General features: G+C 44.3%; 11 protein-coding genes. 3 read left to right on the top strand and 8 right to left on the bottom strand.

All coding sequences use genetic code 11. The annotated features are described in order from the left end of the window. Positions 1-69 precede the first annotated feature (69 nt). The 4 genes from IEY67_RS14660 to IEY67_RS14645 all read right to left on the bottom strand — a co-directional run bounded on the left by IEY67_RS14660 (position 70) and on the right by IEY67_RS14645 (position 4,404). Complete coding sequence (locus IEY67_RS14660) at positions 70-291, bottom strand: hypothetical protein (RefSeq protein ID WP_028726975.1); 222 nt, start codon at positions 289-291, stop codon at positions 70-72. A 157-nt stretch (positions 292-448) separates the two neighbouring features. After that, positions 449-2,113: an AMP-binding protein gene (locus IEY67_RS14655; RefSeq protein WP_183672111.1), complete on the bottom strand. Its 1,665-nt coding sequence runs from the start codon at positions 2,111-2,113 to the stop codon at positions 449-451. 107 nt (positions 2,114-2,220) lie between these two features. Beyond that, the gene (locus IEY67_RS14650; RefSeq protein ID WP_183672110.1) at positions 2,221-3,378 is read right to left on the bottom strand and encodes a DUF4934 domain-containing protein; all 1,158 of its coding nucleotides are present in this window, start codon (positions 3,376-3,378) and stop codon (positions 2,221-2,223) included. A gap of 345 nt (positions 3,379-3,723) precedes the next feature. Further along, positions 3,724-4,404 carry a hypothetical protein gene (locus tag IEY67_RS14645; RefSeq protein WP_183672109.1) on the bottom strand — a complete coding sequence of 227 codons (681 nt, stop codon included), beginning with the start codon at positions 4,402-4,404 and terminating at the stop codon, positions 3,724-3,726. Positions 4,405-4,612: 208 nt separating this feature from the next. On the opposite strand from IEY67_RS14645, the gene mtaB reads away from it, so the two are divergent. The 3 genes from mtaB to IEY67_RS14630 are packed head-to-tail and all read left to right on the top strand — an operon-like array spanning position 4,613 to position 7,851. Further along, positions 4,613-5,941 carry a tRNA (N(6)-L-threonylcarbamoyladenosine(37)-C(2))-methylthiotransferase MtaB gene (gene mtaB, locus IEY67_RS14640; RefSeq protein WP_183672108.1) on the top strand — a complete coding sequence of 443 codons (1,329 nt, stop codon included), beginning with the start codon at positions 4,613-4,615 and terminating at the stop codon, positions 5,939-5,941. Between the two features lies 1 nt (position 5,942). After that, positions 5,943-6,830, top strand: a complete 888-nt coding sequence (locus tag IEY67_RS14635) for a lysophospholipid acyltransferase family protein (protein ID WP_075558720.1) — start codon at positions 5,943-5,945, stop codon at positions 6,828-6,830. Continuing rightward, a complete protein-coding gene (locus IEY67_RS14630) occupies positions 6,823-7,851 on the top strand; it encodes a glycosyltransferase family 2 protein (protein WP_183672107.1) in 1,029 nt (342 codons plus the stop codon). The genes IEY67_RS14635 and IEY67_RS14630 overlap by 8 nt, the downstream gene beginning before the upstream one ends. Positions 7,852-8,072: 221 nt before the next feature. Here the strand turns inward: IEY67_RS14630 and IEY67_RS14625 are convergent, their stop codons facing one another. The 4 genes from IEY67_RS14625 to IEY67_RS14610 are packed head-to-tail and all read right to left on the bottom strand — an operon-like array spanning position 8,073 to position 12,148. Further along, positions 8,073-8,762 (bottom strand): HAD family hydrolase, encoded by a 690-nt coding sequence (locus tag IEY67_RS14625; RefSeq protein ID WP_183672183.1) that lies wholly within the window; start codon positions 8,760-8,762, stop codon positions 8,073-8,075. Continuing rightward, positions 8,762-9,406, bottom strand: a complete 645-nt coding sequence (locus IEY67_RS14620) for a MarC family protein (RefSeq protein ID WP_122375023.1) — start codon at positions 9,404-9,406, stop codon at positions 8,762-8,764. Before IEY67_RS14620 ends, IEY67_RS14625 begins: the two co-directional genes overlap by 1 nt. A 57-nt stretch (positions 9,407-9,463) precedes the next feature. Continuing rightward, positions 9,464-10,705, bottom strand: a complete 1,242-nt coding sequence (locus IEY67_RS14615) for a PNGase F N-terminal domain-containing protein (RefSeq protein WP_183672106.1) — start codon at positions 10,703-10,705, stop codon at positions 9,464-9,466. Between the two features lie 6 nt (positions 10,706-10,711). Next, positions 10,712-12,148 (bottom strand): monomeric [FeFe] hydrogenase, encoded by a 1,437-nt coding sequence (locus tag IEY67_RS14610; protein WP_183672105.1) that lies wholly within the window; start codon positions 12,146-12,148, stop codon positions 10,712-10,714. Positions 12,149-12,187: the final 39 nt, after the last annotated feature.

Genomic DNA, 12,187 nt, shown 5'->3' with positions numbered 1-12,187 from the left:
TACCGTTATAAACAAAAAAAGTCTGTATGTGTAAGCATACAGACTGTCCTTCTAACTGTTTACTGAATATTATTCAGCAGGAGCAGCTTCTGTTTCAGTAGCAACAGCAGTTGAATCACCTTCAGCAGGAGCAACTTCTTCTGTTACTGTTTCTTCTTCAACAACTGCAGGAGTTTCTTCTACTGTAGTTTCTGTTTCAGCAACTTCAGCATTTGATTCTGCAGATTTGTTACCACAAGATGTGAAAGAAACGGCTGCAACGATAGCAGCAAATGCAACTAACTTTTTCATTTTGTCTTTAATTTAAACGGTCTATAATATCTTCTTGTCTTAAAACGATGCAAATGTATGTATTAATCAAATATGTTGTACAACATAAGAGACTTTTTTTTCAAATATTTTTTGCAACGAATGCAAGAGACTGTTAATCAAGAGACAATAATAGAGATTAGTAGTTACTGTATAAATATCTTTTAATACTTTTCTTCGGAGTCTTCTCAAACTCGGTCGGGTATAACTGTATTTCAGATACCACTTCATAGGAAGCCAGTTGCTTGTTCAACTCAATCCGGTTCTGTTCCATAATGACCGGCAGATCGGTATGAGAAATACCGGTTCCGTCCACCGTATCATAATCTGGATAAACCAAAGCCACCAACTTACCGTTTTTTTCGATAACGATACTTTCCATGACAAAAGGCAGGTTGTTTATCTTCGATTCAATCTCTTCCGGATAAATATTCTGTCCGCTGGCACCCAGGATCATTGTCTTACTGCGGCCACGGATAAAGATACGATTATCGTGGTCGATCGTTCCCAGGTCGCCGGTATGAAGCCAGCCGTCTTCGGTAAAAACATTTTTAGTCGCTTCTTCATTCTTATAATAGCCTTTCATGACGTTCTCACCACGAACCTGAATCTCCCCTACCGTATTATACGGATCATCAGAATCGATACGTACCTCCATAATACCTTTCAGTATCTGCCCGCAAGAACCTAGTACATATTCGCGATTATTATCATAACTGATCAGCGGTCCGCATTCCGTCATACCGTAACCGATCGTAAACGGGAACTTGATTTTATACAGAAAATCACTTACTTCCTGGTTCATGGCAGCTCCTCCGACAATAACCTCGCGGAAACGGCCTCCCATAGCATCCACCAGATGTTTACGGATTTGTGCATAGATACGGGAATCCAGCAAAGGGATATTCAGAGCCAGCTTCATCGTTGTCTTACTCAACTGGGGAAGAATCATTTTCTTATAGATCTTTTCCAGAATCAGCGGAACGGTCAGGATCAGGTTCGGCTTCACCTCTTCGAATGCTTTCAGCAAAATCTTCGGAGAAGGTACTTTTCCTAACATATAAACATGTGCACCGACAGCCATCGGTACCAGGAAGTTGAAAGCACAACTATAGGCATGCGCCAACGGCAGGAAACATAATTCACGATCACCCCGATACATCAGATCCAGTGTCTTGGCATAAGTCACATTACCGGCCAGGTTGTTGCCTGTCAGCATAACGCCTTTACTGAAACCGGTCGTACCGGAAGTATAGTTCAGCAGGACAACCTTGTCGTTATCCAATTCCGCATATTTAATATCGTTCTTGGAAAATCCGTTCGGATACTTCTCTTCCATCTTTTCATCCATCGACTTCATCAGCTTCTGGATACTTTCACCGTCACGCTGATGCAGGCAACGGAAATCGGAAAGAGAGAATACACCGCGTATCTCTTCGATCTTATCTTCTTCCAACGAATCCCAAATACGGTCGCTGACAAACAGGAACACCGATTCGGAATGGTTGATAATATGATGCACGTCATTCGGATTAAAATCCTGCAGGATCGGTACTATGATCGCACCATAGGTCACAGCTGCCATATAAACAATACACCAGCGGGCACTGTCTTTTCCGATCAGGGCGATCTTGTCTCCCCGGCGGATCTGGCATTCCTCAAACAAAATATGGATGCGTGCAATCTCCTTCGCAACATCTTCAAATGTAAAAGTGACATTCTTGCTGTAATCTGTTAAGGCGGGTAACGACCAGTTTTCCTTGAAACTGTTTTCGTATATCTTAATGAAGTTCTCTTGTATCATAGCACAGATGCTTAAATTTCGTGCAAAAATACAGACTATCCGGCAGATACACAACAGATAGGGAGAGTTTAACCCTTAACCGCTACATTCATCTGCCGGTTTATATTCTATTTTTTGTACTTTGCCAACATAATCACCGGATTGGCTTCCTCATCCAAACCCGCTGCAATTTCTTTCAATTTGCCTTTCAGCTGTCCTTTCTCATAAGCCTCGACGAGGTCAGGAGCCTGCAAAGACTGGCTGATTGCAATTTCAGAGTTGCGGGGTTTAAAAAGGAATGAAATCGATCTCTTATTTGAATAATCACCATTGTACATGGTAAACTGAGAAAGAGTCTTTTCCTGTTTGTCATAGAACAAATCGGTACCAGGGAATCCTTTAAACGTTTTGTAGTCAAGTTCTTTCTTCATAGTCCGCATAAAATAATAACGATCGGTAATAACGGTCGGGAAAAGAAAGACTTCCGTTTCCATGGTATTGATGGAGGGAGTCCGCGCAATGATAGGATACATATGGCCATCAGCCAAATAGTTGTACAACGTATCGGACGAGGTGTTCACAAGTATCCAATTATTCTGATTGGGGAACATCAGGTGAAACTCAGGCACAACCGTCAATTCATCTTTCATAATGACCGGTGTCTTATACGCTTTAAAAGGGATTCGGATTTCACGGGTGACACTTCCGTCTTGCTTGGAAACAAGCAAATGGCATGCCTGTTCATCTTCTTTCGATGTCGAATATTTCTTGTAACAAATCAAATGATCACGATCATAATTGAAGATATCGTCATAATAGCCGGTATCTGCATACTTGAAACTTCTCTTATAATTTCCGGACAGGTCATACACCGATATTTTTCGTGCGGGATAGTCAGAGACAAACATTTCACTGTTATCTTCATCCAATATAATAGAGTTAATCCCTGAATATTCCTCGGCACCTTGTCCAAAGCGGTTTATCTTCTTTATCCCTTTCCCAGTCGCCCTGTCATAAACGAAAATATTCCCGTCCCGCATATTCCTTACTACTATGACCTTCTTACCGATGGCTTCCACAATGCCCTGCGTAATAAATTCGTCATTTGTTTCCAACGGAACATATTCCACATCCATAAAATCCTGTAGAACCAGTTCCTTCTCGGGATAACTGGCACTGACATCCACTGTGATAAGATCGTCATGTTGACTACCGGACTGCTGGCATCCTGTGAATCCTGCCATTGAAAGGAGAATCATTACCAGACTTGCATTTAACTTTTTCATTTCTTTCTGTTTGTTATACATTTTAATTACGAACATCCTCACACTTGCACGAATAAATCGTACGAAATATACGTACTCGCCATCAAATAAACAACTTAATTTATATTACACACTTTATCTTTAACAATCATTATTGATATATTTACCTTATCACAGAAAGTAAACACTGTATGAAACAAATCTTATCCCTGACCAGACTCTTACGTCTGGCATCTTGCTCTCTAAAAGAAAACTCCGATAATAATTCTGGTTGAACCCTAATATGAAGTATGTAAAATGGCATGCAGAGGGCATCCATATCTGCCCAATCTACATGCCATTCTAAATATATTCTCCTTATACGTGCTAATCTGGAATAACAGTTAATTCACTCAAATCTACCTTATCCAATTTCTTATTTTTATAGAAAGGACAATAAAACAATAGACCTTCAACACCTTTAATTTGCTCAAATCCAAGCTTTTGATAAAAAGCCGTCAATTGTTTGAATGCTTTCTTTTCATTGGTTTCTAGCCCTTTATACCAGTTCTTGTCTTCCCAAGTATCTTCTCCCATACAATGTTCTCCTTCAAATTGTAAAGGGAAAGGATGAATAACAAACAAACCACAAGCTGTCATAAAATGGAATATCGTATCTTTGATTACTTTCTGAGAAATACCATATCCCCTATACTCTGGAATAAGTACCAACCTATCCAATACTCCGATATTCAAACTCAAGCTACATTCCGGATATTTATCCAGAATAACAGAACAAATGTTTTCATTTTCCAGATCAAAGACCTGATCTCCTATAAAAAATAAATCCGGGTCTGTGTCAAACAGTTCCGGTAGGCTAAAATGATCTTCAATAGCTTGATTTATTAGTATCAATTTTAATCTAGATTTACCGATTAACACTTCTTCTTCGGTTTCTATATCTGAAGCATAAATGTCAATAAATACATTTTGAATATATCTATAACCTTCCAATTCTCCTGTACCTGAGCTAAAGGAATATTTAAAACTCAAAAATAACTCTTTCATATTATATCATTATATTAGTTTGTTACAAAATTGGCTGAAAGTTATTCATAATAATTCATATAATTGCTATTTACTATTCACTATATCATATAAAAAACAAAGTCTTTCACTAAGTTTAAATAAATAACGACATTGCTGTAACCAGATAAAACATCAACAATCTACATGTCAATAATTTTAGCTACATTTGCGCGATAATTCAATCGCAATGATAGACAAAACCGTATTTGAAAACAAAATAGCTGCTTATTATACCCTGGGCTGCAAGCTCAACTTCGCAGAGACCTCTACGATAGGAAAGGTCCTTGCCGAACAGGGGGTACGCAAAGCCCGTGCGGGTGAGAAAGCAGACATCTGTGTTGTTAATACCTGTTCCGTGACAGAGCTTGCCGACAAGAAATGCCGCCAGGCCATCCGCCGGATCAGTAAACAACATCCGGGAGCCTTTATCGTTGTAACGGGTTGTTACGCACAGCTCAAACCGGAAGAGGTTTCCCATATAGAAGGTGTCGACCTGGTTCTCGGTGCCGAACAGAAACTGGATATATTAATGTATCTGGACGACCTGAAGAAAAAAGAAGAAGGCGGTGCAGTGATCGCCTCACAAACGAAAGATATACGCACATTCTCCCCTTCCTGCTCGGCAGACGATCGTACGCGCCATTTCCTGAAAGTGCAGGACGGATGCGATTACTTCTGTTCTTACTGTACCATTCCCTTTGCCCGCGGACGGAGCCGCAACGGTACTATCGCCAGCATGGTGGAACAGGCACAGGAAGTAGCCCGCAAAGGGGGTAAAGAGATTGTACTGACGGGAGTCAACATCGGTGACTTCGGTAAATCGACCGGTGAAACATTCATCGACCTGATCCGTGCACTCGACGAAGTGGAGGGCATCGTGCGTTACCGCATCTCTTCCATCGAACCGAACCTGATCACAGACGAAGCGATCGACTTCGTTGCTTCCAGCAAACGATTTGCCCCTCATTTCCATATTCCCCTGCAAAGCGGAAGCGATGAAGTTCTGAAACTGATGCGCCGCCGTTACGACACGGCCCTTTTCCGCCATAAGATCGAGAAGATCAAGGAGATCATGCCGCACACCTTTATCGGTGTGGATGTGATTGTCGGTACCCGCGGAGAGACGGACGAGTTGTTCGAAGAGGCACGCAGCTTTATCGACAGCCTGGACATCAGTCAACTGCATGTGTTCAGTTACTCGGAACGTCCGGGAACACAGGCTTTGAAGATCGCCCATTCGGTAGACCCGAAAATAAAACATGCCCGCAGCCAGCAACTGCTGGACATTTCCGACAGGAAACTACATGCTTTCTATGATGCCCATACCGGCAGTCAGGCGGAAGTTCTGTTCGAACATACCCGTAAAGGAGGCATGATGCATGGTTTCACAGAAAATTATATCAAAGTAGAGATACCTTACGACAGTTCGCTGGTAAACGAGACCCGACGGGTAACACTGACCGGCTGGAATGAAGACCGTACCGCACTGAATTGTGAATTAGTAACAAACAGCTGATATGTGGAATAAAATTCAATACGGATTGATCTATTCATGGGCCAAAGTTCATGCTTTCCTACCCATGCCGGTATTATATGTACTGTCAGATATCCTGTATGTACTTATCTATAGGGTAATCCGTTACAGGATAAGGGTAGTCCGCCGCAATATGGAAGCTTCCTTTCCCGAAAAGTCCAAAATAGAACTTCGCAGGCTGGAGAAAGCCTTCTATCATCACTTTTCCGACTATATTGTCGAGACGATCAAACTGGCGCACATATCGCCGGAGGAAGTGTTACGCCGTGCCCACATCAAGAACCCCGAAGTCGCAACCAAGCTACAGGCGGAAGGACAAAATACGGTTATGATGTTGATGGGACATTACGGAAACTGGGAATGGTTCAGTGCCTCCAGCCTGGTATATACGGAATCCAGACTATGGCAAATCTACCGCCCCCTGAACAATAAGGCAGTCGACCGCCTGTTCATCTTTCTCCGCACCCGCTTCGGTTCGTATGGTATGAAAAAGAATGATACGGTACGTGACATGATGACACTGAAGCGCGAAAACAGCAAGAACATCGTGATCTTCATTGCAGACCAGACACCAAGCAAGGCGAACCTGCATTACTGGACAAACTTCCTGAATCAGGACACTCCGATGCTGAACGGCGCCGAACGTATCGCACGAAAACTGGACCTGCCGGTTATCTTCCTCGATGTACAGAAAGTGAAGCGCGGATATTACACGGTTGAAATGAAGTTAATGACAGCCCATGCCAAACAAACTGCCGAAAACGAGATTACCGAATCGTATGCCCGCATGACGGAGAAGATGATCCTTCGTAATCCGGCTTATTGGCTCTGGACTCACAAACGTTGGAAATACAAACGAGAAGATGCATAGTAATTCAAAAAAAGTCGCTATTGTTATATTGAACTGGAACGGTTGCAAGCTGATGGAGAAATTCCTTTCGTCGGTCATCGATTACAGTCCTTCCGAACTATCTGAAGTAGTCGTTGCCGACAACGGTTCTACGGATGCCTCCATTGCTATGCTGAAAGAAAAGTTCCCGTCCGTACGGATCATTCAGCTCGATAAGAATTACGGCTTCGCCGAAGGATACAATCAGGCAATCAAGCAGATAGACAATGAATATACCGTTCTGCTGAACAGTGATGTCGAAGTTACACCGGGCTGGCTCGATGCTCCATTGTCTGCTCTCGAAGCCGACACGACAATAGTTGCCGCCCAACCCAAGATCAGGGCACAGCGTAATAAGGAATATTTCGAATATGCCGGGGCTGCCGGAGGTTATATGGACATTTACGGCTATCCTTACTGCCGGGGCCGCGTACTACATATCGTAGAAAAAGATAATGGCCAGTACGACGCACCTGCCGATATCCTTTGGGCTACGGGTGCCTGTCTTTTCATCCGTACAGCTATTTATAAGGAGATAGGCGGGCTGGATGCAGGTTTCTTCGCCCATCAGGAAGAGATCGATATGTGCTGGCGCCTGCGTTCCCGCGGGTATCGACTGGTATGTACACCCGGATCGGTTGTTTATCATGTTGGAGGTGCTACCTTACAGGTGGAAAGTCCCCGGAAGACCTTCCTCAATTTCCGAAACAACCTGCTGATGATTTACAAGAATCTTTCCGAAAAAGACCTGAAGCATGTGATGCGTGCGCGTTTCTTTCTGGATTATATTGCGGCCACCAAATTTCTGCTATGCGGATACATTCAGAATGCCAAAGCGGTATACGAAGCTCGGAAAGCATTCTTCGAAATGAAGCCGGATTATGTTGCCAAAAGGAAAGAGAACCTTGCTAAAACAACACTGGCTACTATCCCGGAACTGATGCGCAACAGCCTTATTCTCTCTTTCTACCTGAAAGGGAAAAAGAAGTTCACCGACCTTTAGCCGTTTCCTCACTACAAATAAGAGGAGACATAGTAACCTTTAAGTCTTTTTCTCCTAACCTTTATAAAAGTAAGATGCAGAATTCATAAATGTAAGGCTATCCTTACATTTATGAAACTATAGTGTTACATTTACGCAAAGCACACCTTACAGACTCAAAAGTCCGGACAAAAAAGATTAATAGTAAGAATGAAAAAGATTAGATCTAACGGCAAGCGGGCTTAGGGTAGCAAGGATATCACATCCCATAAAGAATCAACGGTAAAAAAACGAGGGCTGACAACCGGCTCATCTACCTTTTCGTGCGCCCAGGTCGTTTGATAAGGTACGTGGATGGCATAGCTTCCCAGTTCCAACGGAGGAAGGATATCTGAACGGACAGAGTTCCCTATCATCAAGAACTCTTCTGGTTGTATGTCGAGATGTTTCAATAACAAACGATATTCCCTGCCGGTCTTATCGCTCATAATCTCCACATGATGGAAAAGATGTTCGATTCCCGAACGGCGTAACTTTTGCTCCTGATCGAGCAGGTCGCCTTTCGTTACCACAATAAGGCGATAACGACCCACAAGGGCATTCAACGTCTCCTCCACTCCGTCCAGAAGTTCTACTGGTTTGGACAGCTGTTCTTTTCCCAAAAGAAGAATCTGCTCCAATACGTTTGCCGGGACTGTCCCGTCCGTAATACGGATCGCCGTTTCCAGAACAGAAAGGATATAAGCTTTCACACCGTAGCCATAAAGAGGCATGTTCCTGCTTTCCGTCCTGAACAACTCTGCCGATACGGTATCCCCATCCACATAAGGGGCCAACAAAAGACGAAGCTTCTGCTCCGTCTCCAGGAAATAAGTTTCATTCACCCAAAGCGTGTCATCGGCATCAAAACCGATGACCTGTATTCCTTCTATCATAAATTAGCTTGTTGTAGTATGTCAATCATTATGGGTTTGAATCCGCTTACAAAACATTCCACAGCAATAACCATCAGGATAAGGCCCATCAGACGCATCATCACGTTGTTGCCTGTCTCACCCATATACTTGTTCAGCCGGGTAGATGCCCGGAGAATCAGGAAGGTAATAAAATAAACCAATGCTATGACACTGATAAGCAGTATCTTTTTTATCAATGTATCTGCATCGTCCATCAACATGATGCCGTTGGCAATAGCGCCCGGCCCACATAACATAGGGATGGCCAACGGAGTGACGGAGATGTCGTTTACATAGGTCTTTACCTCATCGTCTTTCAGTTTTGCTTTGGAATAACGTGCCTGCAGCATATCGAATCCGATGGTAAAGATAATAATACCTCCGGCAATACGGAAACCATTTGTGGAAATACCGAAGAATGTGAAGAGGAACTGGCCGGAGAAAGTAAAGACCATCAAGGTTATAAACGATACGATCGTTGCACGGCGGACAATGGTTTTACGTTCGTCATCACTCATTCCGTTCGTCATGGTCAGGAAGACCGGCATAGTGCCCAACGGGTTTGTCAGTGTAAAAAAGGAGGTGAAGCACAAAAGGGCGAAAGGGAGTAAGGTGTCCATAATAACAATGATTTAATAGGTTTATGTAGGGGCGGGTTTGCCCACCCCTACGTATGTTTATTCATCCCACACCAAATAAGCGGAAACCAGCCAATGGTTGAGCTTGTTGCCGTCTATCTCCTGGGCTTCGGGGATGCTGACCGTCAGGGTATGTTCGCCCGGTTGGATATCCGTCAGTTCCACTTCTTCGGGAACGACATCGGAACCCGGACACCAGTTGGAACGGGAGAAGTCGGAAGAAGCAACCGGCTCTTCCACCTCTTTTTCGGCATACCCTTTAGGGCCGATATAAGAAGCCAGACGTTTCTCCAGCCAAACACCTGTCGCCGGATTAAAACGGCGGAAAGAGGCACAATCGTTACGCCAGGGAATGAAGTTCAGAACTTCCTCTCCATCTACTGAGATAACATTCTGCTTCTGGACAAACTCGTCACCACCGTTATGACCGCCATGCCCGGTTACGATATATTTCAGGCGGACGTTCTTCGCACCTTCCGGGATAGTAAAACCGGTCGAGACGTCTTTGCGGGCAAAGATATCCGGATAAGACTGGCCGATATAATAAACCGTATTCATTAACGGTTCTACATGCCTCTTCGTCAAAGCATCACAAGTGATATCCGACTCGTCCACATCGATTGTCACGCTGGCAATATATCCCTCGGCCGTCCAGGTATCGATAAAGACTCCTACGTAAGCACCTCCTTCAAACAAAGGATACAGGTCTGTGATATTCTGCTCCCAACTTACGCTGTCAGCCCACTGGTCGATATAAACCGGTTTGCGTTTGCTGCTCAACGAGTCGTCGGGACTGCTGTAATGGCCCACCCCGAACGGTGTCATAAAACGCATCAGCTCGACTGTCGGTTCATAGTCTTCACCGGAAACGATACCAATCATATTTTCCAGCTTCGTACTGTCTACAGCCGGAAATTGTTTCTCCCCTTTGGCGATATTCAGTAAATTGATCGCTGACTCTTTCGGCAGGATAAAGCAGGAACCCGACTTATCCCAACGGTCACCGTTGGATGCGATCGTCACTTTCAGGTTGACGGAAACATTGCGCTTATAGTCAGGCAACGTGACCTTCTTCAGAATGATACGTCCGTTTACCAGATGATAGATACTATCCGGTCCCGGCTCACTATAACCGGCATACTGATCCGGTGTGAACTTCACCGGCGTGTCATGGAATACCTGCACGGAATAGTCACCCATTGCCGGTAGTTCGCGGTGCCCGCATGCCGTTAGCAACAAGGCACCTGCCAATGAAAATGAGAATAAGATTTTCTTTGTCATTGTTGTTTAGAATTTAGTAAGTTCTTTGATCAGCTGTTTCTGTCCCGTAACCTTATCCGCATGGATGCAAGGACCGGTTACACAACCACCTTCGCAAGCCATGACTTCGATAAACTGTGCCGGGGCTTTGCCTGTTTTGGCATAGGCACGAAGCAGAGCGACATTCTTTTTCGTCAGGTTGGCTACCTGTACGGCGTTCACCTGCTCCTCTTTCAGATACACTTTTACGGCATTGATAACACCGCCACTCTGGGCAAAGCCATGCGCTTCACGCACAGAATTATAGAGAACGGAGAAGGGTTTTGCTTCTTCTACTTTGATATCCAGTCCTTCCAGAATAGAACCAATCTCTTCGAATGTCAGTGTGAAATCGACTGCCGGGTCCATCTTCACCTCCTTGCGCTTGGCTACGCACGGACCAATAAAGACAACCTGGGCATTGGGGTATTTCTCTTTGACGATGCGGGCGGTATAATACATGGGAGAACCGGTAGAAGAGATATATTTCTTCAGATCCGGAATATGTTTCTCCGCCAACTGCACATAGGAAGGACAGCAACTGGTCGTCATAAAAGGTTGTCCTTCTTCCAGTTTCTCTTTCAACTCTTCTGCTTCCCGGCGGGTCGTTTCCATCGCTCCCTGGGCTACTTCAACAATCTCCGTGAATCCCATCGCCTTGATCGCACCATATACATTTTCCACCGGCGCACTGAATTGTGCCAGGATGGAAGGAGCTACAATGGCGATCATCTGCTCCTTATTACGCAGGCGCTGCAAGACATCAAACACCTGCGATATCTCGAAGATGGCACCGAAAGGACAGGCATTCACACATTTACCGCAATAGATACATTTCGATTCGTCGATATGCTCCACGCCATATTCGTCCTTACTGATCGCCTTCACCGGACAAACTTCTTCACAAGGGATCGGAATATATACGATGGCATGGTAAGGACAGTTCTGATGGCATTTACCACAACTGATACAGGTATCATGGTCTATCCGTGCCTGTCCGTTCTTCTTGAACTGGATGGCGTCTTTCGGACAGTTCATATAACAGCTACGCGCCACACAACCACGGCATAGGTTTGTAATTTCATAGTTTACCTGTACACAGGAAGAACATGCCTCATCGACAACGCACATCAGGTTTTCCTTCTTGTTTTCCGGACGTAACAGTGCTCGTTTGGCATATTCAGACAACGGAGTCAGTTCGTCTATTTCGTCCTGCATATCGAATCCCAGCAGAGGAAGTGTCTTGTATTTCCAGACAGCACGCTCCTTATGTACACAGCAACGGCCTATCACTTTCGATTTACGGGGACTTAATTCTATGGGCAAACGGTCAATCTCGTCCAGGAGACGATTCTCTTTCCAAAGTTTCACTAACTTCGCCATCAATCCGTGGCGCACAATCATTACGTTGTTGGTAAATGCCATGGTGTTTTGTTTATTTGTGCTTTAATTATGCAAAGATAG

The sequence above is a fragment of the Parabacteroides faecis genome, assembly GCF_014647375.1.
In the GTDB taxonomy this organism is placed as follows: Bacteria; Bacteroidota; Bacteroidia; order Bacteroidales; family Tannerellaceae; genus Parabacteroides; species Parabacteroides faecis.
The sequence above is the reverse complement of the archived record's forward strand: the minus strand, read 5'-3'. Positions and strand labels throughout refer to the sequence as shown.